Here is a 25,291-nt window from a genome sequence, read left to right as displayed (position 1 = left end):
CGCTCCCGCAACCCATCGCGCGAAACGCTGCCTTGCATCGCGCCGCGTCGCTAGTCATTCTTCAAAGGCCATCATGGCGTTTTCATTTCTCACTTCTGCGCAGCGGTTCGCTCGACGCGGCACCGCATCTGCACTGCTCGCGTTAGCAACATTAGCCACGCTAACGCCACACGCCGCGTTCGCGCTGACCACCGCCGATGTCGCGCCGCTCGCCGCCGACGACTTCGACGCCAAGTCCGCAGCCATCGACAAACTCATCGCGAACCACGACAAGGAATCGCTGACGGTGTTAAAGGCGCTGTCCGAAGACACAGTGCTCGCCACCGACTCCGGCGCCGTCCTGCTACAAGACGGCGACACGCTGCACGATGCAGTCACCGGCAAGACAGTGGAAGCCAGCGACGCCCAGCCCGTCACGCTAAACAACCTGCTGCGCTCAAAAGTATCAGGCGCGCTCTCCGGCCTGCAACTCGACTCCGCCGACAAAACGACGCGCGAAGAAGCCATCAATGCGCTGCTGAAAAACCCGGACCCGTCGATCAAACCACTCGTCGACGCGGCCCGCGCAAAGGAAACCGACCCGGCGCTCAAGAAGCGCCTCGATACGCTTTGGGCCATGACCGCGCTGCATGACGCCGACGCAACGAAACGCCTCGAAGCGGTGCAACTCGTCGCCGCTCGCCACGACCTCGACATGAACGAACTGCTGCGTCCGCTCGTCGCGAAGAAGCCCGACGGCACGTTCGCCGAAACGGACGCTCGCGTGCGGGCCGCCGCACAAACGGGTATCGACGAACTCGATGCAATCCAGCGCCGCAGCGCAATTGCGGGCACGCTGTTCGCGGGTCTGTCGCTCGGCAGCGTGCTGCTGCTCGCCGCGCTCGGCCTCGCGATCACGTATGGCCTGATCGGCGTCATCAACATGGCGCACGGTGAATTCCTGATGATCGGCGCCTACGCCACCTATGTCGTGCAGAACCTCTTTCAACGCTTCGCGCCCGGCGCGTTCGACTGGTATCCGCTGCTCGCGGTGCCTGCGTCGTTCGTCGCGGCGGCGCTTGTCGGCATCGTCATCGAGCGGCTTGTGCTGAAGCATCTGTATGGCCGTCCGCTCGAAACACTGCTGACCACGTTCGGCATCAGCCTGATTCTGATCCAGGCAACGCGCATGCTGTTCGGCGCGCAGAACGTGCAAGTCGTGAACCCTTCGTGGATGAGCGGCGGCGTGACCGTGCTGCCGAATCTGATCCTGCCGTATAACCGCCTCGTGATCCTCGCGTTTGCGCTTTTTGTCGTCGGCATTGCATGGGCCGTGCTGACGAAGACGCGCCTGGGTCTCTTCGTGCGTGCCGTCACGCAAAACCGTCGCATGGCCGCATGCGTCGGCGTGAAAACCGCGCGCGTCGATTCGTATGCGTTCGCGTTCGGCGCGGGCATCGCGGGACTCGGCGGCTGCGCGCTCTCGCAGATCGGCAACGTCGGCCCTGACCTCGGTCAGAGCTACATCATCGATTCGTTCATGGCGGTCGTGCTGGGCGGCGTCGGTCAACTGGCGGGCACGGTGATCGGCGGCTTCGGGCTCGGACTCGTCAGCAAGGCAATCGAACCGTTCTGGGGCGCGGTGCTCGCGAAGATCGCGGTGCTCGTGCTGATCGTGCTGTTCATCCAGAAGCGTCCGCAGGGCATGTTCGCCCTCAAGGGCCGCAGCGCGGAGGCATGACATGACATCTGCGACTTCTTCTTCGAACGCGCCGGCTCACGTCGGCACGCACGGCACAAGCGGCGCCGAAACGCGCGCCGCGCAATCCGGCTTCGCGCTCGGCTTGCCGCCGCGTCCCGCGCTGCTGTCGCGGCGCGCGTGGCTCGCGCTGATCGCGTTGATCATCGTGTTCGGGCTCGGCGTGCCATTCGCCACGCTCGTCGTGCCGGAGACGAGCCCGCTGCATCTGTCCGCCTACGCGATGACGATCACCGGCAAGTTCATGTGCTACGCGATCGCCGCGCTGGCGCTCGATCTCGTGTGGGGTTACTGCGGCATTCTGAGCCTCGGTCATGCGCTGTTCTTCGCGCTCGGCGGCTACGCAATCGGCATGTACCTGATGCGCGCCATCGGTCACGACGGCAAGTACGGCAGCGACCTGCCGGACTTCATGGTGTTCCTCGACTGGCATCAACTGCCGTGGTACTGGGAAGGCACGCAACATCTCGGCTATGCGCTGCTGCTGGTCGTGCTGGTGCCGGCCGTGGTCGCGTGGGTGTTCGGCTTCTTCACGTTCCGCTCGCGCGTGAAAGGCGTGTATCTGTCGATCATCACGCAGGCCATAACCTTCGCCGCGATGCTGCTGTTCTATCGCAACGAAACGGGCTTCGGCGGCAATAACGGCTTTACGGATTTCAAGCGCATCGGCGGCTTCGCGATCACGCACCCGGGTACGCGCACCGCGTTGCTGCTGATTACGTTTGCCGTGCTGATTCTCGCGTTCATCGGCGCGCGCGCGATCGTCACGTCGAAGCTCGGGCGCGTCGTCACCGCCGTGCGCGACGGCGAGACGCGCCTCATGTTCCTCGGCTATAGCCCGCTCGCCTACAAGCTGTTCGTGTGGACCGTCTCCGCGGTGCTGTGCGGCATTGCCGGCGCGTTGTATGTGCCGCAAGTCGGCATCATCAATCCCGGCGAAATGTCGCCGGGCAATTCGATTGAAATGGCGATTTGGGTCGCCGTGGGCGGACGCGGCACGCTGATCGGGCCGATTGTCGGCGCGTTCGCGGTGAACGGCGCGAAGAGCTTTTTCACGGCGAATTTCCCTGAATACTGGCTGTTCTTTCTCGGTCTGATTTTCGTGCTGGTCCCGCTGTTCTTGCCGAACGGCATCATGGGACTCATCGAACTCGTGACCCGCAAGAGGAACCGCTCATGAACGAAAATCCGATGGTTCCCGATCTCGCGTTGCCCGAACAACCTTCCGAGCATGCGCTAAGCGGCGTCGCCAGCATGGGGCACGCGGTCGTGCCGGGCGAGATCGACGTGTCGCACGGCACGATCCTGTATCTCGACGACGTGACTGTGAGCTTCGACGGCTTTCGCGCGTTGAATGCGCTGACGCTTTCCATCGACGCCGGCGAATTGCGCTGCATCATCGGCCCGAACGGCGCGGGCAAGACGACGATGATGGATGTGATCACCGGCAAGACCGCGCCCGATTCCGGCAAGGTGTTTCTCGGCCAGTCGATCGACCTCACGCGGATGAACGAGCCGTCCATCGCGCGCGCCGGCATCGGACGCAAGTTTCAGAAGCCGACGGTTTTCGAGCAGCATCCCGTGTGGGAAAACCTCGAACTGGCGATGAAAACCGACAAGGGCTGGCTCGCGTCATTGCGTGCGCGGCTCGATCGCGAGGCGCAAGCGCGCATCGAAGAAACGCTGGCGTTGATCGGTCTTGAAAGCGAGGCGCGGCGTTTGGCCGGCGAGTTGTCGCATGGACAAAAGCAGCGGCTCGAAATCGGCATGTTGCTGATGCAACAACCGGCGCTGCTGCTGCTCGACGAACCCGCCGCCGGCATGACCGACGACGAAACCATGCAGCTCGCCGAACTGCTCAACCATCTGCGCGGCACCTGCTCGATGATGGTGGTCGAGCACGATATGGAGTTCGTCGCGGCACTGTCGGGCAAGACCGGCAAGGTCACGGTGATGGCCGAAGGACGCGTGCTCGCACACGGCACGCTCGACGACGTCAAACGCGACGAGACCGTGATCGAATCGTATCTCGGCCGCTGAGTTAGCCCTATTAGTTTGTTCGATCAGCGCGCAGTGAATCACAGGACCGGACCACCATGCTAGAAGTACAAAACCTCAACCAGTACTACGGCGGCAGCCACATTCTTCGCGATGTGAAGCTGACCGTGCCCGACGGCAAGCTCACTGTGCTGCTGGGCCGCAACGGCGTCGGCAAGACCACGCTGCTGCGCTGCCTGATGGGCGTCGTGCAGACGAAGAGCGGTTCCATCGCGTGGCGCGGCGCGCCGATCACGAAGCTGCCCACGTATTCGCGCGTCGAGCATGGGCTCGCCTATGTGCCGCAAGGGCGCGATATTTTTCCGCGGCTCACCGTCGAAGAAAATCTGCTGGTGGGCGCGGCCAGCAAGAAAGCGCCGAAGAAAGTCCCCGAGCGCATCTACGAATTGTTTCCAGTGCTGAAGGATATGCGCGGGCGTCGCGGCGGCGATCTGTCGGGCGGTCAGCAGCAACAGCTCGCGATTGGCCGCGCGCTGATGAGCGAGCCGCAACTGCTGATTCTCGATGAACCGACGGAAGGCATTCAGCCGTCGATCATTCAGGACATTGGCCGCACGCTGCGTCAACTGGTCGAGGAAATGGGCATGACGGTGCTGCTGGTCGAGCAGTACTACGACTTCGCGAAGGAGATTGCCGACCGCTATTGGGTGATGAGCCGCGGCGAGATCGTCGCGGGCGGAGAAGGCGCGAATATGGATGCGGACGGCGTGCGTGCGCTGATCGCTGTGTGACTCGTGGGCGTTGGTTCGCGTGCTATGCTCGGCGCGTCTTGTGCGTGTTGCGCGGGCCTCGCGTTGGCTCCGGCTCGCGCCTGTAGTTCCTGTACTCACACATCGATCGCACGCTCATTAGCACGTCCACTTGCATGTCGCTTCACGAAAACCACGTCACGTTGGCCAATGCGCAAAGCGAAGCGCATGCGCAATGGCGCGCGCGTCTTGAACTCGGCTTCGTCAGGCGAGCTCAGCGCACGGCGCTTGAACACCGGCTCCACGATGGACCGTTGCGCGTGCAGCGGCCGCTTTATCCCGAGGGCGAGTCCATCTGTCATGCGGTGATCGTGCATCCGCCCGGCGGGATTGCGGGCGGCGATCAGCTCGACATCAGCGTGAATGTCGGCGCCGCCGCGCATGCCGTCATCACGACGCCTGGCGCGACCAAGTGGTACAAATCCAATGGACGCGCCGCGCGGCAAAACATCGCCGTGCACGTCGGCGAGAACGCGAAGCTCGACTGGCTGCCGCAGAACAACATCGTGTTCGATCATGCGAATGCGGCGCTGGATTTTTCGCTGACACTCGACGAAGGCGCGACGGCGATCGGCTGGGACGCGACGCAGTTGGGCCGGCAAGCGGCTGGCGAGCGGTGGTCGGAGGGAAGCCTGCGAGCGGTGTCGCGGATCGTGCGGGCAAAGAACGACACGAACGGCGACTTGCTGTGGTTCGAGCGCGCAACGCTCGTCGCTGGCGACCCGTTGCGCGATGCCGCTCAAGGACTCGGCGGCTTTCCCGCGTACGGCACGCTGTGGGCGATCGGCGCTGCTTGCGACGACGCGCTCGCCGAGGCGCTGACCGCTCAGCTTCCATTCGACAGCACGATACGCGCAGCGGCCACTTGTGTGACGAGCGGCGTGTTGCTGGTTCGAGTCGTCTCGCGTTCAATGGAGAGCTTGCAACGCGCGTTGACGCAATGCTGGATGCAGTTGCGCCCCATCGTGCACGGCGTCGATGCCATGCCGCTAAGAATCTGGACCACATAAGCGCGCCGCCGCGCTTTCACCGCGTAAGACAGCCCCGCACCACACTGGCGCAACGGCGAGCCCCCACATGGTGCGCCGCGCTGAAAACTCCCCGCTCGCGCCCGCCGCACCACGATGGCACACACCTTGCGTTGTTAGCGCGCGATGCTGCCGCGCCTCGCGCGTCGACATCGCGCCCGAACGCGCACACCGACCACACCACGCCTGGACCACGCCTACATCACATGAACCGACCCACGCTTCGTTCCATGCGCCGCACGCTGCTCGCCGCACTGCTCGCCTCACCTGTCCTCGCCGTCACCGTGCCCGCCCACGCGGACACGCTCGACAACATCGCCAAGGCGGGCGTGCTGAAAGTGGCCGTGCCCGAGGACTATCCGCCGTTCGGCTCGGTCGGCCCGGACATGAAGCCGCAAGGCTATGACATCGAGACGGCCGCGCTGCTCGCGAAGTCGATGAACGTGAAGCTCGAACTCGTGCCCGTCAACAGCGCGAACCGCATTCCGTATCTGCAAACGAACAAGGTCGACCTCGTGATCTCGTCGCTCGGCAAGACGCCGGATCGCGAGAAAGTGATCGACTTCTCGACCGCGTACGCGCCGTACTACCAGGGCGTGTTCGGTCCCGCCGACGTCAAGGTGAGCGGCCCCGCCGACCTCACCGGCAAGACGGTCGGCGCGACGCGCGGCGCGCTCGAGGAACTCGGCCTCACGCAAATGGCGCCGAACGCGACGATCAAGCGCTTCGAGGACAACAACGCGACCATCGCCGCATTTCTGTCGGGCCAGGTTCAACTGATCGCGGCGGGCAACATCGTCGCGGCAGCGATCCTCGCGAAGAATCCGCCGCGCCGTCCCGAGCCGAAGTTCGTCATCAAGAACTCGCCGTGCTTCGTCGGCATGAACAAGAACGAGCCGCGCCTGCAGCAGAAGGTCAACGCCGCGATCGCGCAGGCGAAGCAGGACGGCACGTTCAACACGATGTCGAAGAAGTGGTTCGGCGCGGCGCTGCCTGCCGATCTGTAAGCGCGCCGTTAGCCGGACTTGATAGCGTCGCTGTTTGGTCCGGCATTGCACGGGTCGCATCCGCGACCCGCAACGCATATCATTGTCGCGACCCGATCCACTTGGACCGGGCGCCACTCACCGCACTCATTCGATGAAGCTGACACCTCGCGAGAAGGACAAGCTGCTGATTTTCACCGCTGCGCTGCTTGCCGAACGGCGCCGCGCGCGCGGCCTCAAACTGAACTATCCGGAAGCGGTCGCCTTCATCACCGCCGCGCTGATGGAAGCGGCGCGCGACGGCAAGACCGTCGCCGAGGTCATGCACTACGGCACGACGCTGCTCACACGCGACGACGTGATGGAAGGCGTGCCCGAGATGATCCCCGACATTCAGGTCGAGGCGACCTTCCCTGACGGCACGAAGCTCGTCACCGTTCATCATCCGATCCCTTGATCCGCTGAACCACAAAGGCACGCCCATGATTCCCGGCGAACTCCTCACCGACGACGGCGAGCACGAACTCAACGCGGGCCGCGCCACCGTCACGGTCGTCGTGTCGAATACCGGCGACCGGCCGGTGCAGATCGGCTCGCACTACCATTTCTACGAAGTGAACGACGCGCTCGCGTTCGACCGCGAAGCCGCGCGCGGCTTTCGCCTGAACATCGCGGCGGGCACGGCCGTGCGCTTCGAGCCAGGCCAGGAGCGCACCGTCGAACTCGTCGAACTGGCGGGCGAGCGCATCGTCTACGGCTTTAACGGCAAGGTGATGGGCAAGCTGTGATGCCCTTGCGGGCACTCGCCCCGAACGACCTGCTCATTTCCGGACCCACACCATGACCTTACGCATTGGCCGCCGCGCATACGCGGAAATGTTCGGCCCCACCACCGGCGACCGCGTGCGTCTCGCCGACACCGAGTTGCTGATCGAAGTCGAGCGCGACTTCACGACTTATGGCGAGGAAGTGAAATTCGGCGGCGGCAAAGTGATTCGCGACGGCATGGGCCAGTCGCAGCGCGTGCATGCCGAGGTTGTCGATACTGTCGTGACGAATGCGGTGATTCTCGATCACTGGGGCATCGTGAAGGCCGACATCGGCATCAAGGACGGCCGCATCGCCGCGATCGGCAAGGCGGGCAATCCCGACATTCAGCCGAACGTGACGATTGCGATTGGCGCGTCCACCGAAGTGATCGCGGGCGAAGGACTGATCGTGACGGCGGGCGGCATCGACACGCATATTCACTTCATCAGCCCGCAGCAGATTGAAGAAGCGCTCGCAAGCGGCGTGACGACGATGCTCGGCGGCGGCACTGGCCCCGCAACGGGCACGAATGCGACCACTTGCACGCCGGGTCCGTGGCATCTCGAACGCATGCTGCAAGCCGCCGACGGTTATCCGATGAACCTCGGCTTTCTCGGCAAGGGCAACGTGAGCCAGCCGCAGCCCGCGCTCGAACAGATCGCGGCGGGCGCGATCGGCCTGAAGCTGCATGAGGACTGGGGCACGACGCCGGCCGCGATCGACAACTGTCTCTCCGTTGCCGATGACACCGACACGCAGGTCGCGATTCACACGGACACGTTGAACGAAGCGGGTTTCGTCGAAGCGACCGTGGCCGCGTTCAAGGGCCGCACGATCCACACGTACCACACCGAAGGCGCGGGCGGCGGCCACGCGCCGGACATCATCAAGGTATGCGGCGAGGCGAACGTGCTGCCTTCGTCGACGAATCCGACGCGCCCTTACACCGTCAACACGCTCGAAGAGCATCTCGACATGCTGATGGTCTGCCATCACCTGGACCCGTCGATTGCGGAAGATATTGCGTTTGCCGAGTCGCGCATACGCCGCGAGACGATTGCCGCCGAAGACATCCTGCACGATCTCGGCGCGCTCTCGATGCTGTCGTCCGATTCGCAGGCGATGGGCCGCGTGGGCGAGGTGATCATCCGCACATGGCAGACCGCGCACAAGATGAAGGTGCAGCGCGGCGCGCTGCCCGAAGACGGCGCGCGTCACGACAACTTTCGCGCGAAGCGTTACGTCGCCAAGTACACGATCAACCCCGCGATCACGCACGGCATCGCGCATGAAGTCGGTTCGATCGAGCCGGGCAAGTGGGCCGACCTCGTGTTCTGGGAGCCGGCGTTCTTCGGCATCAAGCCTTCGCTGATTCTGAAGGGCGGCATGATCGCGATGGCGCAGATGGGCGACCCCAACGCGTCGATTCCCACGCCGCAGCCGGTGCATTATCGCGAGATGTTCGCGACGCGCGGCGGTGCGTTGGGGCGCACGTCGCTGACTTTCGTTTCGCAACTGGCCGCCGAGGCTGGCGTTGCCGAGCGTTATGGTTTGAACAAGCGTATCGTGGCCGTGAAGAACTGCCGCAACATCACGAAGGCCGACATGATTCACAACGCGTGGCGTCCGTCGATCAGCGTCGATCCCGAAACCTATCAGGTGATCGCCGATGGTCAACTGCTGACCTGCGAACCGGCCACGGTCTTGCCGATGGCGCAACGCTATTTCCTGTTCTAATCATGCGCACACTCGACAAACTGCTTGCACCTCATCTGAAGCTCGCGCCCGTGCTGATCAAGCGCGCGCCGACCTTGACACTCGCGTTCGACGAACGTCGCAAGAGCCGCCTCGCGGCCACGCTCGATAACGGCGAGGAAGTGGCGATGCTGCTGCCGCGCGGCACCGTTCTGCGCGACGGCGATGTGCTGGTCGCCGACGACGGCGGCCTCGTGCGCGTGGTCGCCGCGGCGGAAACCGTGCTCGTGGTCCGCGCGAAAGATACGCTGACGCTCACGCGCGCCGCGTATCACCTCGGCAATCGTCATACGCCGGTTGAAGTCGGCGCGGATTATCTGAAGCTCGAATACGATCCCGTTCTCGCCGATATGTTGAAGCGCATCGGCGCAACGGTCGATCAGGTGTCGATGCCGTTTCAGCCCGAGTCGGGCGCATATGGCGGCGGCCACAAGCATGGCCACGACGAGACCTTCGCCGAAGACTATGCGTTGGCGCAGCAGGTGTTCGGCGAGCATCATGGGCATGAGCATTCGCACGATCATGAGCATGGCCACGAAGGCCACGGCCACTCGCACGATCACGGCCACTCGCACGATCACGAAGCCCACGTACACGACGAATCTTGCGGCCACGCGCATCACGCTCACCATGCGCATCGCTGAACTCACTGCGCTATTGCATCTCGCGTCGCCGGCGTTGCCGATCGGCGCATTCAGTTATTCGCAGGGTCTCGAAGCGGCGATCGAAGCGCAACTGATCACCGACGCCGACTCGGCCCGCGACTGGATCGCAAGCGGCCTTACCGACGTCCTCGCGCATGGCGAACTGCCGTTCCTCGCGCATCAAATGGAACGCTGGCGCACGCACGACGCCGACGGCCTCGCACAAGCGAACCGCGAATTCCTCGCGAGCCGCGAGTCCGCCGAGTTACGTCGCGAGACCGAGCAAATGGGGTGGTCGCTGCGGCAATTGTGCGTGTCGCTCGAATGGAGCGATGCAGCGCGGCGCGCGACGCTTAGTGCGATCACGCCGCTCGCTCAGCCCACGGCATTCGCTTTCGCCGCCTATGCGCACGACGCCGCGGTCGATGCCGCTCTCGCCGCGTACGCATTCAGTTGGGTGGAGAACCAGGCCGCTGCCGCATTGAAGGCGGTGCCGCTCGGGCAACTCGCGGGGCAGCGCATTATCGTCGCGTTGCGCGGACCGATCGACGCAGCGGTGACGCGCGCGCTCGCCACATCGCCGGAACACATCAACACTTTCGCGCCGCAGCTCGGCATTCTGTCGGCGCGTCACGAGTCGCAGTATTCGCGGCTCTTTCGCTCATAAATCGATCCATCATGAACGCACCTCAACATTCCGCTCACTCGTCCGTTCGCACGAAGAAACTGCCGCCGCTGCGCGTGGGCGTCGGCGGTCCGGTCGGCTCGGGCAAGACCACGCTGCTCGAAATGCTCTGCAAGGCGATGCGCGAACAATACGATCTTGTCGCGATCACCAACGACATCTATACGAAAGAAGATCAGCGCCTGCTGACGGTGGCGGGCGCGTTGCCGGCCGAGCGCATCATGGGCGTCGAGACGGGCGGCTGCCCGCATACGGCGATTCGCGAGGACGCGTCGATCAACCTCGAAGCCGTCGATCGCATGCTCACGCGCTTCCCGGACGCGGACATCGTTTTCATCGAATCGGGCGGCGATAATCTCGCGGCAACCTTCAGCCCGGAACTGTCGGACCTGACGATCTACGTGATCGACGTGGCGGGCGGCGAGAAGATTCCGCGCAAGGGCGGCCCCGGCATCACCAAGTCGGATTTGCTCGTGATCAACAAGACGGACCTCGCGCCGATGGTCGGCGCGAACCTCGACGTGATGGCTTCGGACGCGAAGAAAATGCGCGGCGAGCGGCCTTTCGTGATGACCAATCTGAAGGCGCTCGACGGGTTGGATCAGGTGGTGCGGTTTATCGAGCGGAAGGGGTTGTTGAGGGTTTGACGGCGGAGCATGATGCTCGGCGTCTCACTCGCCCGGATGAGGGTGATCGGTGCGAAACGCAGTTGTCTTCAGGATATACGAGTTAATTAGCAAGAAGCGCCGAGCCCCCCTCACTCCGGCAACACCGCCATCAACACATCCACCGTGCGCGCGGTCGCGCCGCGATGGCGCGCGGCGAAGGCCGATGCCGCGCCGCCCATCGCGAGGCGCCGCGCCTTGTCGTTGAACAGATCGCGCAGTGCGCGGGCGAGATCGGCCGGGTCTTGCACCTGCACCGCCGCGCCCGCGGCGACCGCATCGGCCGTGGCCTGCGTGAAGTTGAACACGTGCGGGCCGATCAGCACCGGCACGCCGACCGCGCATGCCTCGATCAGATTCTGTCCGCCGAGCGGCAACAGACTGCCGCCGATAAACGCCAAGTCGGAGGCCGCATAATAAGCGCCCAGTTCGCCCATCGAATCTCCGAGCAGCACATTCACGTCCGCCGGCAACGCAGGCACGCCGCCGCTCGCAGCCACCGCGGCCGATGCCACCTTCGCATCCGGCGCCCATTGCGAACGCCTCGCGAGCCGCAAGCCCGCTTTCTCGACGAGCGCCGCCACTTCGTTAAAGCGTTGCGGATGACGCGGCACGAGAATCAGCAGCGCGCCTTCCACGCCAAGCTCGGAGAACGCCTGCAAAACGAGTTCCTCTTCGCCCTCGCGCGTGCTTGCCGCAACCCACACGGGACGCGCGCCGATCGCCGCGCGCCACGCATGACCGCGCGCCGCCAGTTCAGGCGGCGTGCTCATGTCGAACTTCAGATTGCCGAGCACCGCGACGTTGCGCGCACCGAGCGCGGTGAGCCGCTCGGCATCCGACGGACTTTGCGCCAGCACGCGCGCAAAACCGCCGAACACGTCCTTCGTCGCGCCGCCGAACTTCGCCGCGCGCTTGAATGAGCGCGCCGACATGCGCGCATTGGTCAGCACGAGTTGCACATCCGCGCGACGGCATTCGTCGATCAGCGTGGGCCACACTTCGGTCTCCATCACGAGACCGACCGACGGCCGCCACGCGCGCAGAAAACGCCGCACGGCGTGAGGCATGTCGTACGGCAGATAGCTGCGCAACACGCGGTCGCCGAAAATCTGCTCGCCGGTTGCGCGGCCGCTCGGCGTCATGTGCGTCAACAGAATGCGCGCATCGGGACGCGCCTTCATGAGCGCGTCGATCAGCGGCTGCGCGGCGCGCGTCTCGCCGACCGACACGGCATGCACCCAGATCAACGGCGCGTTGTCCTCAGGCAAACGTCCGCGCGCATGCCCAAAGCGTTCGCCGATATGCTGACGATAACCGCGCTCCTTGCGCGAGCGGATCAGCAAACGCAGCACGGCGACAGGCGCGATGATCCACCACAGCGCGTTATAGATCACCCTCAGCATGCGCGCTCCGCATCACGAAGCACGCGACGGGCTGACGAAGCCGGCGACTCGCAATAAGCGGCGCTCAAACCAGCGCCCTGCCCTTCAGGCGTTCGAGTATGCCGAGCGGCGCGCACTCGGGTTGCGCCATCGCCTTGACCGGCAGAAAGAAGGTCTGTTCGAGCATGAACTGACCGGACATCACCGCGTGCGAAGTCTGGTCGGAGAAACACACCCACACGCTGCCCGGCGGAAACGGCATGGTCTCCTGCGGACTCGTCTTCTGATACTCGAGATCGGCCTTCATGCCGTCGTGCAGATTCAGCATCAGATGGTCGTATTCGCTGCGCGGCGACTTCGTCACATGCAGCAGATTCAGCAGCCACGCGGCGCCCGGCATTTGCGGCTTGATGCGCGGCAGGAAGCGTTTGGCCATGTCCTCGAACGGTTCGCCGACTCGCCACACGCGCGGCACGCCATGCGGATTGACGTTGGTGAACACGCGCAGAATGCGCTCGCCGTAATTCGGCCGCGACGGGAATGCGTCGACGTGCAGACGGCTATCGTCCTTGCGCCACGAGGTCTGGCGCGTTTCCACCTGATGCAGCCGCAGGCTCGTGGGCGCGACCCGCAGCCGGCCGTTGTATTCGGGAAAGAGCCCGTCGACCAGCGTGCGTGCATTCGCCTGATAACGCGCGATCAACGCGCGCACCGCGGACTGCGTGACGGCGTCCCCAGCCACGCCATGCAGCGCGCCGCCGTTCGGTTCGAGGCTGATGTTCTTGCGATTCGGATCGGCGAGCGCGGGATCGAGCAGCGCCTGCTCGCCGCCTTCGATAGCAAAGCGCAGATTCGGAAAATACAGCACTTTGCCGCGTTCGACGCCGGCCAGCAGCGTCTCGCGCGGCACGGACAGATTGCGTGCGTGCCAGTCGGCGTTCGCGACTTCGATGATCTGTGTTTCGTTCATGATCGCCCTTGAAAACGGATGATGCGTAAGGCGAAGCGCGCCGGACGAATTACAGCAGGCCGAAGCCGGCAAGCGCGGACTTCACTTGTTGCAGCGTGGGCGGTTGCCCGGCCGTGCCGAGATTGACGACGTTCGGCGACCAGTAGCCGCCGGTACGCCACGCGGTGGCGAAATTGTACAACTCGACCGTGGGCCGCTTCAGCGCAGCCGCAATGTGAACCAGACCTGTGTCAACGCCGACTGTCGCAGCCGCGCCTTCGATCAATCCGACGACCGCGGGCAACGACAACTTCGGCGGCACGATGGCCGCCGCGCCGAATTCCTTCGCGAGACGCTCGCTCGTCGCGCGCTCGGCGTCGCTGCCCCACGGCAGGACGATCGACGCGCCGCGCCGCACGAGCGCCTGGCCCAATTCGATCCACGCGGTATCGGGCCATTGCTTGTCGGCGCGCGAGGTCGCGTGCACGAACACCACGTAAGGCACCGGAAGATTCAGATTGGCCGCCGACAACGCCAGCGCAGCGCGCCCCGTGTCGATGCCGAAGTCGATCTCGTCGGTGGGTTGCGGCTCGGGCTCATTCAGCGCCGCGGCCACCAGTTGCCGCGTGCGTTCGACAACATGCGTGCGCGGCGCGATCGGCACGCGCTTGTCGTAGAAGAATCGCACCGGCCATTCGTAGCCGGCGCCATCCGTGCGATTGCCGAGCCCGACGAGCGGTCCGCGCGCCATGCTCGCGACCCATGCGGTCTTGATGAGCCCCTGGCAGTCGATCACGAGATCGTAGTGCTCGGCGGCGAGCGCGCGGCGAAACGCGCCGATCTCGCGCCAGTTGTCGAGCGAAAGAATGCGTTTGCGCCAGCGCCGCAGCGACACAGGAATCGCACGCCGCACGCCGCTAACGAGTTCGACCAGCCCCACGAAGCTTTCCTCGACGAGCCAGTCGATCTGCGCGTCGGGATGGCGGCGCCGGATGTCGGCGATCACCGGCATGTTATGGACGACGTCGCCCAGCGACGACACCCTCACGATCAATATCTTTTGCACGCTCAAGAGAGGAAAACCGGCCAGGCGGTCCTAAGATGCATTGAAAGAGGCGCGGCGAAAAACCTGCCGCTTCGCTTCACGCGATATACCTCCAGCGAGCGGCGACACGACCTTGATGCGCTTATGCGCTGATGTCGCGTCGCCAGGACGGCAATTCTAGCGCGACATAGCTGATCGGCATGAAAAAACGCGGCGCGGTAAGTGAGACCCGCGCCGCGTTTTGAAAATCACCGCAGCCTATTGCGAACCGCAGCGCCTTCGCTGCCGCCGTTCAAGCTTTTAGAACGGCAGCTTTGCGTCCGCCTTCTCCGCCATTATCACGCGGCGGAAATCTTCCTGGATGCGCTTGAGCGCCGCGTCGTTATCGGCTTCGAAACGCATGACCACGACCGGCGTGGTGTTCGACGAACGCGCAAGGCCGAAGCCGTCCGGATATTCGACGCGCAGGCCGTCGATCGTCACCACGTCGTCCGCGCCGGTGAATTGCGCGTTCTTCTGCAGGCGCGCGATCAGTTCGAAGTTCTCGCCTTCCTCGAGCTTGAGTTGCAGTTCCGGCGTGGAATGCGAGTTCGGCAGCGAGTTCAGCAGCTTGCTCGGGTCCTGCACACGCGTGAGGATTTCGAGCAGACGTGCGCCCGTGTACAGGCCATCGTCGAAACCGTACCAGCGGTCTTTGAAGAACACGTGGCCGCTCATTTCGCCCGCGAGCGGTGCGCCCGTTTCGCGCAGCTTCGCTTTCACGAGCGAGTGACCCGTCTTCCACATGAGCGGCTCGCCGCCCTTGTCTTTGACCCACTTCGCGAGATTGCGCGTGCACTTCACGTCGTAGATGATCTGCGCGCCCTTGTTGCGCGACAGGACTTCTTCGGCGAACAGCATCAGTTGGCGGTCCGGATAAATGATCTGGCCGTCTTTGGTGACGACGCCAAGGCGGTCGCCGTCGCCGTCGAACGCGAAGCCGATTTCCGCGTCGGTTTCCTTCAGCGCGCGAATCACGTCCTGAAGATTTTCCGGATGAGCCGGGTCCGGGTGATGGTTCGGGAAGTTGCCGTCAATCTCGGTGAACAGTTCAACGAGTTCGCAACCGAGCTTCTTGAAGAGCTTCGGCGCGAGACCGCCCGCGACGCCGTTGCCGGTATCGACCACGATCTTGATCGGACGCGCGAGCTTGACGTCGCTCGCAATGCGTTCGAGATACGCGTCGGCAATGTCGTAGTCGGTGTAGGTGCCGCTGCCTTCGGAGAAGTTTTCGTCGACGATGCGCTGATGCAGCGCGAGAATCTGCTCGCCATAAATCGCCGAGCCGCGCAGCACCATCTTGAAGCCGTTGTAATCCGGCGGATTATGACTACCCGTCACGACGATGCACGAATCGACACGGCGTTCGCCGCCTTCGAGCTGCAACGGCACGCTTGCCGCGAAGTAGCCGACCGGCGTGGGCACCATGCCGACATTGACCACGTCGACGCCGGCCGCACGCAGGCCGTCCGACAATGCCTGGATCAATTCCGGACCCGACAGGCGACCGTCGCGCGCGACGACTACAGCGTCGCCGCCTTGCGCACGCACTTCGCTGCCGAATGCGCGGCCGATCGAACGCGCCGTGTCGGCGTCGAGCGTCTTGCCGATCACACCGCGAATGTCATACGCCTTGAAAATAGATTTGGAGATCATGTTGGCTCACTTGCGTGCAATGGAAAATTTTGACCGGCGCGGTCATGCAGATCGGTAAATCATGGTGATCGGACATGGTGCCGCGCCCTTGCCGGAAGCGATCCGGTTCCAACTTATAATTGCGCTTTTCGGACCAGCCTGGTAACGCCATTCTAATGCTTAGACGCCCTCCATTTGTAAAGTTGCCGGGATGGCCTGCCAGGTGCGCGCACTCGCGCACGATGCATTGGCGGGCGCCTGCCGGATGCTGACGCTCAAACGCTTCGCCAATCCGGACGTCACGCGCGCGTTCACGAATATCGTCTGGCTCGGGCTCGAACGGCTCACGCAAATCGGCGTGGCGATTGCGATCAGCGGCATCCTCGCGCGTTACTTCGGACCCGATACGTTCGGCAAATGGCAATACGCGAACACGCTGCTGCTCGTGCTCTCGCCGATCACATGGGTATGCGGCGCGGAGATTCTGGTGCCCACCATCGTCGCGCGGCCGCCCGCGCAACTCGGCACCGTGCTCGGCAGCGCCTTCACGCTGCGCTTTGCCGTTTCGGTCGCGGCGTTGCTGCTCACATGGCTCGCCATTGCACTCGGCCTCTTCGATCCGCTCGTCGGCGCGATGCTCGCGGGCCTTGCCGTCACGATGCTGTTTCGCGAACCGTTCGTCGGCGTGATCAATGCGTGGCTGCAAAGCATGACGTACAGCAAGCCGCAGTTGCTCACGAGCATGAGCACCGCGGTCATCAAGGCGGGCTTCGTCTATCTGCTCGTGCGCGCGGCTGCCGAGCCCTCGCGCTTCGGCTGGCTGTGGGCGCTGGAGTCGGCGGCCATCGGCGGCGTGCTGGTCGTCTATTACATTCGACGTCATGGCGGCAAGCTGGGCTGGCACTTCGACCGCTCGCTGTTCAGGCATTTTGCGAGCGCGGGCACGGTGTTCTGGCTCGGCCTGATCTGTATGTACCTGTTCCTGAAACTGGACCGGCTCATGCTCGAACGCGCCATTTCATTCGCCGATCTTGGGCGTTATTCGGCCGCGCAGCAACTGAACGAAAACTGGATCACGCTTGCGTTAATGCTCGCACAGACTATCGCGCCCGCCTTCGTCTACCGTGTGCAGCAGGCCGCGCAATTGCGCCGGAACATCTGGCGCCTCACCGCGATGACCGCCGCGTTGATGATCGGCGGCGCGCTCGTGCTCGACCTGCTCGCGGGCTTTATCATTCGCCGCGTGTTCGGGCCGGGCTTCGAAGGCGCCATCGAGATTTTCCGCTGGGCCGTGTGGCTTTCCGTGCCCGCGGGCATCGAGGCGATCGGCAATCTCGTCGTGCTGAAGTATCAGGCGAAGTTCGTGTTGCTGTTCAAATGGCTGCTCGCGCTTGCCGTGGCGTTCGTCGTCAATCTGCTGGCGATTCCACGGCTCGGCGCCTATGGCGCGTTGGCCGGACTCGCGTGCGGTTATCTGGCGGCGGCGGCAGTTAATCTTTATTACATTCGTTTCAAATTGCGCCCATGACGCTTCCCGCCACCGACACGCCGCCGCACTGCCTCGACGACGTCGCGGTGCTGATGCCCGCCTATAACGGCCAGGCCGACGTCGATCTGACGCTCGCGTCGTTCGATGAACGTCCGCTGGTGCACGTTCTGATCGTCGATGACGGCAGCACGCCGCCCATCGTCGCGCCCGAGCTTGCAAACATGCACATCGAAGTGCTGCGCATGCCGGTGAACGGCGGCATCGAGCGCGCACTGCAAGCCGGCATCGACGCGCTCGCGCAGCGCGGCTATCGTTACGCGGCGCGCATCGACGCGGGCGACCGCAGCGTGCCGCAGCGTCTTGCGAAGCAGCGCGCGTTCATGGAAGCGCATCCGCGCGTCGCCGGGCTCGGCATGTGGACGCAGGTCGTCACGCGCGCGGGCGAGCCGCTCTTCATGCTGACGCCGCCGAGCGACCCGGTGGACATCCGCCGCCTGCGCTTTTTCCGCTCATGCCTCGCGCATCCTTCGATGATGCTGCGAATCGACGCGGTGCGCGCCGTCGGCAACTATCGCGCGATGTATCGCTCGGCCGAGGACCTCGATCTGTTCGTACGCCTGATGGAGCGCTACGACTGCGCGAATCTGCCGGAGCTGGGCCTGTACTACGAGCTGAACGAAGGCGGCATCAGCGCGACCATGCGCCGCCGCCAGGTGCTGTCGACGCTGCGGCTGCAACTGCGCTACTTCAACATCGCGAATCCGTACGACTGGTTGGGCCTCGGCAAAAATCTGCTGCATCTCGTGACGCCTTACCGCGCGTTGCAGCGGGTCAAACGCGGCCTTCTGGCTGCGCGCGCGAGCCATTGAGCCGCGGCCTCGCGCGGTTTTGCGCAGTTTGGTTATCGTCGTCCGCCTGTTCTCACAGCTTGTCTTTTCATTCACCGCCGAGTTCGTTCCCGCATGAAGCCAGCCCTGAAGTCGACGCCCGCGTTGCGCATTACACTCGTGTGTAACACCGCTTGGGCAATCTATACGTATCGGCAAGGCCTGATCCGCATGCTGGTGGGACGCGGCGTCGACGTGACGGTGCTCGCGCCGCGCGACCGCACCTTCGAACTGCTGACCGCAATGGGTTGCCGCTGCATCGAATTGCCGGTCGCGTCGAAAGGCACCAATCCGCGCGACGATCTGCGCACGCTGTGGTCGCTCTACCGCCGTTACTGCGCGATTCGCCCGCACGTCGTGTTTCACTACACGATCAAGCCGAATATTTACGGCTCGATTGCGGCGAAGCTCGCGGGCGTGCAATCGGTTGCGGTCACAACGGGTCTCGGCTATGTGTTCATCCAGCGGAGCCGCGCCGCGCAGGTCGCCAAAAAACTGTATCGTTTCGCGTTCCGTTTTCCGCGCGAAATATGGTTTTTGAATCGCGACGATCAGACAGCGTTTGTCGAACAGAATTTGTTGGTGCATCCTGAACGCGCGCGGCTTCTGCATGGCGAAGGCGTCGACCTCGAACAATTCGGCTTCACGCCCTTGCCCGAGCGCGCGGAATTCAGGTTCGTGCTGATCGGCCGTTTGTTGTGGGACAAGGGCGTGGGCGAATACGTCGAAGCGGCGCGGCGTGTGCGCGAACGCTATCCGCATGCGTGCTTCCAGTTGCTCGGGCCGGTCGGCGTCGACAATCCGAGTGCGATCACGCGCGACGAAGTCGCGGCGTGGGAACGCGAAGGCATCGTCGAGTATCTCGGCGAGGCGCACGACGTGCGGCCCTTTATCGCCGATGCGGATTGCGTCGTTTTGCCTTCGTATCGCGAAGGCGTGCCGCGCACGCTGATGGAAGCGTCGGCGATGGGACGGCCGATTGTCGCGACCGACGTGCCCGGCTGCCGCGAAGTGGTCGCGCACGGCGTCAACGGATTGCTTTGCGAAGCGCGCAACGCGGACAGCCTCGCGGACGCGCTCGCGCAGATGCTCGACATGGGCGGCGCAGAGCGCCGCGCGATGGCGGAACGCGGCCGGCAGAAAGTCGCGCAGGAATTCGACGAACGCGTCGTCGTCGAAACGTATAAAGACCTGGTGCAAAAAATGACGGGCGTTTTACTTTAACGGAGCAACAGCATGACCACGAAGGGCACGATTCTGGTAACAGGCGGCGCGGGCTTCATCGGCTCGCATACCTGCGTCGAACTGCTGAACGGTGGCTACGACGTCGTGGTAATCGACAATCTCGTGAACAGCAAGCGCGAATCGCTGCGGCGTGTCGAACAGATCACCGGCCGCACGGTCGCGTTTCATGAAGCCGACGCGCGCGACGAAGCCGCACTCAACCGGATTTTCGACGCGCATCCGATCACCGGCGCGATTCACTTTGCGGCGCTGAAAGCGGTGGGCGAATCGGTCGCGAAGCCTGTCGAGTACTACAGCAACAACGTCGGCAGCCTGCTCGCGCTGCTCGGCGTGATGCGCGATCGCAACGTGAAGCAGTTCGTGTTCAGTTCGTCGGCCACGGTGTACGGCGTGCCGAAAAGCTCGCCCATCGACGAATCGTTTCCGCTGTCGGCCACCAATCCGTATGGCCAGTCGAAGCTGATCGCCGAACAGGTGCTCCGCGATCTGCAGGTCGCGGACCCGTCGTGGCGCGTCGCCACGCTGCGCTATTTCAATCCGGTCGGCGCGCACGAGAGCGGCCTGATCGGCGAAGATCCCGCAGGCATTCCGAATAACCTCATGCCCTATGTCGCGCAGGTCGCGGTCGGCAAGCTCGACAAGCTGCGCGTGTTCGGCGGCGATTATGAAACGCCGGACGGCACCGGCGTGCGCGATTACATTCACGTGGTCGATCTGGCGCGCGGGCACCTGGCCGCGCTCGATGCGCTCGTGAAGCGCGACGCGAGCTTCGTGGTCAATCTCGGGACTGGCCAGGGCTATAGCGTGATCGACGTCGTGAAGGCATTCGAGAAGGCGTCGGGCCGGCCCGTGCCGTATGAAATCGTCGCGCGCCGTCCGGGCGACGTGGCGTCGTGCTTTGCCGATCCGCGCGCGGCGCTGGAGGTGCTCGGCTGGCGTGCCGAGTTCGGTATCGAAAGAATGTGTGCGGACCATTGGCGCTGGCAGTCCGCGAATCCGAACGGCTTTAATTGATGCTTCAATTGCTTCGCTTACCGAAGTAATTGCGCGCGCCGGCTCGACCGGCGCGCTTCTTTTAGCGCTTGTTTTAGCGCTTCTGTTACCGCGGCTCTTTCACGAGCCCCATCAATCGCGCCATCACCGGCCACTTCACCAGCGCATGCGCATACGCATGCTCGGCCTGCTCGTCGACGTATTTCGACGGATCGATCTCGGGCAGCGAGCGCGCAAGGCCGGCAATGTCGTTGACCGACCACCTGCGCTGCTTCGGCTCCTGCTTCGGCTCTTGCGCCGATTGCAATTCAGGCTTGTTCACTTCTCGTCCACCCCACACGCCGTCCGGCGTTTTCACCACGTAACCGGTTGCCGTCTTCATCGTGACGGTGCCTTCGTTTTCGCCGACCATCTCCGTTTTCGGCAGATCGGCTGCGTACTGCGACAGCGTCACGCCCGGCTTGAACGGACTGTTCGACACCAGATTCGACAGCAGTTGCGACACCGCCAGAAAGCTCGTGGGCTGGTCGATGACCGTGGTCGGCCCGTGGCTGCCAGGAAGATTGACGAGCCGCACGCCGACCGGTCCGTGCACGATCCGCGGCGTCGGAATCTCGCGCAGGCCCGCCACCTGGTTGGCGTCGCCGCGCAGCGCAGCGCCATGCTCCGGCACGAACACGATGACCGCGCGCCGTCCCGACGCGGCGATCAGATCGGCGAGCCGGTCGAAGTCGTTCATCAGCTTGTTGACTCGCGCCGGATACGATTCGATGCTGGTCTGTCTCACGCCCGGCAACTGGTTGCCGTCGTGCAGGCTGATCGTGTTGTAGTACAGCGCGACCGGTCCTGCCGTCTGTTGCCGTTGCGCGAACCACTTCGCGAGCACGCCGTAGTCGTCGTGAATCGCTGAGCCGTCGAACGCATGCATCGCAACGGGCACGTCGGCGCTCGAGATCATCGGCACATTCGGCACGCCGACGTTGTCCTTGATGATCTGCAGGAAGTTGTCGAAGTGTCCGTCGTGATTCAGGATGGTCTGCGGCGCGAAGCCGGCCTGCGCCAGTTGCGAGAACAGATAACACTGCTGCGCCGCCGGCTTGTACAGGTCGGCATGCGCCTCCTGCCCGCAGCTTGCGCGCAACACGCGGATCGCCGCCGGGCCGCTATAACTTGCCGCGGTGCTGAAGTTCGTGAACAGATAGTCGAAGTGGCTCAACATCGGGTTGTTGCGCGCCTTCGATACATCGAGGTCATCCCATGAAAGCGAGCACACGTGCAGCACGATCACGTCGAACTGCTGGTTCGGATCGCTCGTGAGATGGGCCATGCTCACCTGACGTTGCGATTCGCCGGCACGGAACGCGGCCAGCGCCGCCGTATGGTCGAGCGGCGCGCCGGGCTGCGCGACGCCGCCATCCTTTGCACCCGTGCGCAGCGTGGCGGCCGCCTGAATCGTGGCGAGCGCATTGGTGCTCGCCTGCCAGACCGGCAATGCCACGAGCGCGATGATGACGAAGCTCGTCACGCGCAACCAGCGGTTCACCACCACATACGCGACTATCGCGCAGCAGGCGGCGAACAAAGCCGCGGGCGGAACGAAGCGTTGCGCGAGCTCCATCCAGTAACCGAAGCTGAACGACTCGAGATTGCCGAACTCCTCGACGAGCCGCGCGAACGGCGGAATCGCGGCTTCGTGATACATCAGTACGATGCCGACGGCCAGCGCGATCATCGCGCGCAATACGCGCAGCAGACGGTTGCGCAACCCGCCCGTCGCGGCGAGCGCCAGCGCGAAAGCGATGTTCGCGAGCCACAGCGGATGCAGATGGCCTGTGCTGAACAGATACAGCTTCAGCAGGAAATACAGGTTCCAGACACTCATTCGATCCAACCTCAGATTCCGGCGCCTCGCGCCGGCGGTTCAATAGCTCAATGCTTCAATAGCGGCTTTCGTCCAGCGCAAACACCGCGCGCAGTTTCTGCGACAGGCCTTGCAGCAGGCGCGAATAACCTTCGGCGCCCATCAGCACCACTTCGGCGAGCCCGCGCAACGGCGCGTCTTCCTCGGTGCGCGCTTCGTCGGCGGCGGCAATCCATGCGTCCGCGCGGCCGAACGTGCATTGCACGAGCTGGCGTTCCTGCTCGAGCGTCAACTCGTCGAATTGCACGCCGAGATGCTGGCCGGCCGCACGCACCACGTGGACCGGAAAGGCAAACTGCCGGTCGCCGCGGCTCACGCATACCTGCAGCCAGTCGCCTTCAACGAGCGGCAGGCCGGGCGCGACGTGAAGACCGAGGCCGCCCGTCGAGTAGTCGCTCGTCATGCACGCGACCGTGGTGCCGTCGCTGAGCAAGAGCGTGGCCGGCATGCTCATCGGCACACGGTGGCTGCCGCGAATCTGCTTCGCCTCACGCGCGACGCTCACGGCCGCGCCGAGCATCACGAGGTTGTAGGCGGTCCAGAACACGTTCATCAGTACAGTGGCGAACTCCTCGCCGACACCGAACACGATGCGGTACACGCCCGCGAGCATCGCCACCACGTTCAGCACCAGCAGCACGATGTAGGGCTTCGACACGGACCAGTCGAGATAGCCCTCGTCCATGCGGCCGCCCTTGTCCGTCACGTTGAACTTGCCGTGCTTCGGGCTGAAGAACGCGAGCGTGGTCGGCACCGCGATGTACCACGCGAGCACCGATTCGTAGACCTCCGCCCAGAACGAGCGTCGATAGCGGCCTTGCAGCCGCGAGTTCGCGATGCTCGACAACATGATGTACGGCAACACGAATCCGGCGATCGTCGTCGCCGATGCGTTGATCACGTACATGCCGAAGAACAGGAACGCCATCGGCATCGTCAGGAAGATGAGACGCGGCACGCCATAGAAGAAGTGCAGCATCGCGTTGCCGTAGCAGATGCGCTGGAACAGGTTCAGGCCGCGCCCGAAAAACGGATTGTCGATGCGGAAAATCTGCGCCATGCCGCGAGCCCAACGGGTGCGCTGCTTGATATGGCCGGCGAGGCTTTCGGTGGCGAGACCCGCGGCCTGCACGTATGGGAGATACGCTGTCGTATAGCCGCGCCGATGCAGCTTGAGCGCCGTATGCGCATCTTCGGTGACGGTCTCGACGGCGACGCCGCCCACTTCTTCCAGCGGCGCACGCTTGATGACGGCGCACGAGCCGCAGAAGAACGTCGCGTTCCACAGATCGTTGCCCGACTGCACGAGCCCGTAAAACAGCTCGCCTTCGTTCGGCACGCGGCGGAACGTATTGAGGTTGCGTTCGAACGGATCGGGCGAAAAGAAGTGATGCGGCGTTTGCACCATCGCGCACAGCGGATCGCGCAGGAAGGTGCCCATCGTCGTTTGCAGAAACGACCGGCTCGGCACGTGGTCGCAATCGAAAATGGCGATGTAGTCGCCGCTCGTCTTCGCAAGCGCACGGTTGATGTTGCCCGCCTTCGCATGCAGATTGTCGGTGCGCGTCAGATAGCGAATGCCCGCCTCGCGCGCGAATGCCTCGAACTCCGGACGCTTGCCGTCGTCGAGCAGATAGATGTGCAGGCGGTCTTCGGGCCAGTCGATACCCTGCGCCGCGAGAATGGTCGGTTTCACGACCGCGAGCGGCTCGTTATAAGTCGGAATGTAGACATCGACGCTCGGCCAGCGCGAACGGTCGTCGGGCAGCGGCGACACCTTCCGTTCGAGCGGCCAGGCCGTCTGCACGAAACCGAGCAGCAGCACGAGCCACGTGTACGCCTCGGCACCGAACAACGCGTAACCGACGATCGCTTCGCTCGGGCCGTGAAAGTCGAGCGTCTGCGTCGCGCGCCACCAGACGTAGCGCAGCATCGCGAGCAACGACAACGACGCGAGCAGCAGCACCGGAAGACGGCCCGGCAGACGGCGGATCAGCAAAGCGAGCGCGATGGTCAGGCCGAAAAACACGTACTGGTTCACGCCGGCCAGCGGCGATGTGCCGACCAGCGCCCACAGCACGGCGCCGAGCGCCGCCAGCATCAACATCAGCCAGCGGATGCGGCCCGCGCGCGTCGCGCCCGCTTCCAGCGAAGCGCCCCAGCGCTGCCACGGCAGTCTCGCCAGTTGGCGGTCGAGCGCGCCGACTGCGCCGCGCCATAAGCGGTAGATGGGCAGCACGCCATAGCGTCCGAGCCAGACCAGGCCGCGCCCGATCTTCGGGGCAATGGAGAGCCGCAGCGGCCGCGGCCGCACGAACACGCGCCACAGCCAGGCGCGCAACGGCGCGGGACGCACGACATCGAAGCGAGCCGCGAGGAACGCCACCGACACGCGCGCGAGCCACAACGGCAGATCGCGCCGGCCATCGGCGGGCGGCCGGAAAAAGAGCCGCACCCACCATTCGAGCCGGCCGCCGCCGCTCACGCCGAGACGGCGCGCGAGCCAGTCGCCCGCACGCAAGCGCAACGGCCGCGCCGCAGGACGGGCGTCGGCGAAGGGCTGGTTTGGCTGTGGCGTCGTCATG

General features: G+C 64.1%; 21 protein-coding genes and 1 pseudogene. 16 read left to right on the top strand and 6 right to left on the bottom strand.

The window, feature by feature from the left end:
- Positions 1-73 precede the first annotated feature (73 nt).
- From urtB to ureG, 12 genes are all read left to right on the top strand, one after another.
- Positions 74-1,720, top strand: a complete 1,647-nt coding sequence (gene urtB, locus ABIE53_RS05835; protein ID WP_006048582.1) for an urea ABC transporter permease subunit UrtB — start codon at positions 74-76, stop codon at positions 1,718-1,720.
- Between the two features lies 1 nt (position 1,721).
- Positions 1,722-2,918: an urea ABC transporter permease subunit UrtC gene (urtC, locus tag ABIE53_RS05830; RefSeq protein WP_107707221.1), complete on the top strand. Its 1,197-nt coding sequence runs from the start codon at positions 1,722-1,724 to the stop codon at positions 2,916-2,918.
- Positions 2,915-3,778: an urea ABC transporter ATP-binding protein UrtD gene (gene urtD / locus ABIE53_RS05825; RefSeq protein ID WP_006048584.1), complete on the top strand. Its 864-nt coding sequence runs from the start codon at positions 2,915-2,917 to the stop codon at positions 3,776-3,778. Before urtC ends, urtD begins: the two co-directional genes overlap by 4 nt.
- Before the next feature lie 56 nt (positions 3,779-3,834).
- Complete coding sequence (urtE, locus tag ABIE53_RS05820) at positions 3,835-4,527, top strand: urea ABC transporter ATP-binding subunit UrtE (protein WP_006048585.1); 693 nt, start codon at positions 3,835-3,837, stop codon at positions 4,525-4,527.
- A 134-nt stretch (positions 4,528-4,661) separates the two neighbouring features.
- Positions 4,662-5,555 carry an urease accessory protein UreD gene (locus ABIE53_RS05815; protein ID WP_107707222.1) on the top strand — a complete coding sequence of 298 codons (894 nt, stop codon included), beginning with the start codon at positions 4,662-4,664 and terminating at the stop codon, positions 5,553-5,555.
- 224 nt (positions 5,556-5,779) lie between these two features.
- Entirely contained in the window at positions 5,780-6,580 is an 801-nt protein-coding gene (locus tag ABIE53_RS05810) for a transporter substrate-binding domain-containing protein (RefSeq protein WP_029971092.1), read from the top strand.
- Between the two features lie 133 nt (positions 6,581-6,713).
- Positions 6,714-7,016, top strand: coding sequence for an urease subunit gamma (ureA, locus tag ABIE53_RS05805; RefSeq protein WP_006048588.1), 303 nt, complete (start codon positions 6,714-6,716; stop codon positions 7,014-7,016).
- 25 nt (positions 7,017-7,041) lie between these two features.
- Complete coding sequence (locus ABIE53_RS05800) at positions 7,042-7,347, top strand: urease subunit beta (RefSeq protein WP_006048589.1); 306 nt, start codon at positions 7,042-7,044, stop codon at positions 7,345-7,347.
- A gap of 52 nt (positions 7,348-7,399) precedes the next feature.
- Complete coding sequence (gene ureC / locus ABIE53_RS05795; RefSeq protein WP_006048590.1) at positions 7,400-9,106, top strand: urease subunit alpha; 1,707 nt, start codon at positions 7,400-7,402, stop codon at positions 9,104-9,106.
- Between the two features lie 2 nt (positions 9,107-9,108).
- Complete coding sequence (gene ureE, locus ABIE53_RS05790) at positions 9,109-9,768, top strand: urease accessory protein UreE (RefSeq protein ID WP_107707223.1); 660 nt, start codon at positions 9,109-9,111, stop codon at positions 9,766-9,768.
- Positions 9,755-10,435, top strand: coding sequence for an urease accessory protein UreF (locus ABIE53_RS05785; RefSeq protein WP_107707224.1), 681 nt, complete (start codon positions 9,755-9,757; stop codon positions 10,433-10,435). Before ureE ends, ABIE53_RS05785 begins: the two co-directional genes overlap by 14 nt.
- An 11-nt stretch (positions 10,436-10,446) precedes the next feature.
- A complete protein-coding gene (gene ureG / locus ABIE53_RS05780; RefSeq protein ID WP_006048593.1) occupies positions 10,447-11,100 on the top strand; it encodes an urease accessory protein UreG in 654 nt (217 codons plus the stop codon).
- A 110-nt stretch (positions 11,101-11,210) separates the two neighbouring features.
- Here the strand turns inward: ureG and waaA are convergent, their stop codons facing one another.
- The 4 genes from waaA to ABIE53_RS05760 all read right to left on the bottom strand — a co-directional run bounded on the left by waaA (position 11,211) and on the right by ABIE53_RS05760 (position 16,192).
- Complete coding sequence (waaA, locus tag ABIE53_RS05775; protein WP_107707225.1) at positions 11,211-12,524, bottom strand: lipid IV(A) 3-deoxy-D-manno-octulosonic acid transferase; 1,314 nt, start codon at positions 12,522-12,524, stop codon at positions 11,211-11,213.
- Positions 12,525-12,588: 64 nt separating this feature from the next.
- Positions 12,589-13,473 carry a Kdo hydroxylase KdoO gene (gene kdoO / locus ABIE53_RS05770; protein ID WP_006048595.1) on the bottom strand — a complete coding sequence of 295 codons (885 nt, stop codon included), beginning with the start codon at positions 13,471-13,473 and terminating at the stop codon, positions 12,589-12,591.
- Positions 13,474-13,522: 49 nt separating this feature from the next.
- Positions 13,523-14,524, bottom strand: coding sequence for a lipopolysaccharide heptosyltransferase I (waaC, locus tag ABIE53_RS05765; RefSeq protein WP_029971088.1), 1,002 nt, complete (start codon positions 14,522-14,524; stop codon positions 13,523-13,525).
- 273 nt (positions 14,525-14,797) lie between these two features.
- Positions 14,798-16,192, bottom strand: a complete 1,395-nt coding sequence (locus tag ABIE53_RS05760; protein WP_006048597.1) for a phosphomannomutase/phosphoglucomutase — start codon at positions 16,190-16,192, stop codon at positions 14,798-14,800.
- Between the two features lie 244 nt (positions 16,193-16,436).
- Here ABIE53_RS05760 and ABIE53_RS05755 point away from each other — a divergent pair, with 244 nt between their 5' ends.
- The 4 genes from ABIE53_RS05755 (at position 16,437) to galE (ending at position 20,806) form a co-directional block, all read left to right on the top strand.
- Positions 16,437-17,699, top strand: a complete 1,263-nt coding sequence (locus tag ABIE53_RS05755) for an oligosaccharide flippase family protein (protein ID WP_107707361.1) — start codon at positions 16,437-16,439, stop codon at positions 17,697-17,699.
- The gene (locus tag ABIE53_RS05750) at positions 17,696-18,529 is read left to right on the top strand and encodes a glycosyltransferase (protein ID WP_192700151.1); all 834 of its coding nucleotides are present in this window, start codon (positions 17,696-17,698) and stop codon (positions 18,527-18,529) included. Before ABIE53_RS05755 ends, ABIE53_RS05750 begins: the two co-directional genes overlap by 4 nt.
- Positions 18,530-18,622: 93 nt before the next feature.
- On the top strand, positions 18,623-19,771 hold the full coding sequence (locus ABIE53_RS05745; protein WP_192700150.1) for a glycosyltransferase family 4 protein: 1,149 nt from the start codon (positions 18,623-18,625) through the stop codon (positions 19,769-19,771).
- 12 nt (positions 19,772-19,783) lie between these two features.
- Positions 19,784-20,806, top strand: coding sequence for a UDP-glucose 4-epimerase GalE (gene galE / locus ABIE53_RS05740; RefSeq protein ID WP_029971085.1), 1,023 nt, complete (start codon positions 19,784-19,786; stop codon positions 20,804-20,806).
- 313 nt (positions 20,807-21,119) lie between these two features.
- On the opposite strand, the pseudogene bcsG reads toward galE, so the two are convergent.
- A pseudogene (gene bcsG, locus ABIE53_RS05735) lies at positions 21,120-22,667 on the bottom strand (cellulose biosynthesis protein BcsG); the annotation flags it as partial.
- Between the two features lie 55 nt (positions 22,668-22,722).
- Positions 22,723-25,290: a UDP-forming cellulose synthase catalytic subunit gene (gene bcsA / locus ABIE53_RS05730; RefSeq protein ID WP_376914803.1), complete on the bottom strand. Its 2,568-nt coding sequence runs from the start codon at positions 25,288-25,290 to the stop codon at positions 22,723-22,725.
- Position 25,291: the final 1 nt, after the last annotated feature.

Source organism: Paraburkholderia sp. OAS925 (assembly GCF_040543975.1).
GTDB classification, from domain to species: domain Bacteria; phylum Pseudomonadota; class Gammaproteobacteria; order Burkholderiales; family Burkholderiaceae; genus Paraburkholderia; species Paraburkholderia graminis.
This window is presented reverse-complemented; position numbering and strand designations above follow the sequence as displayed.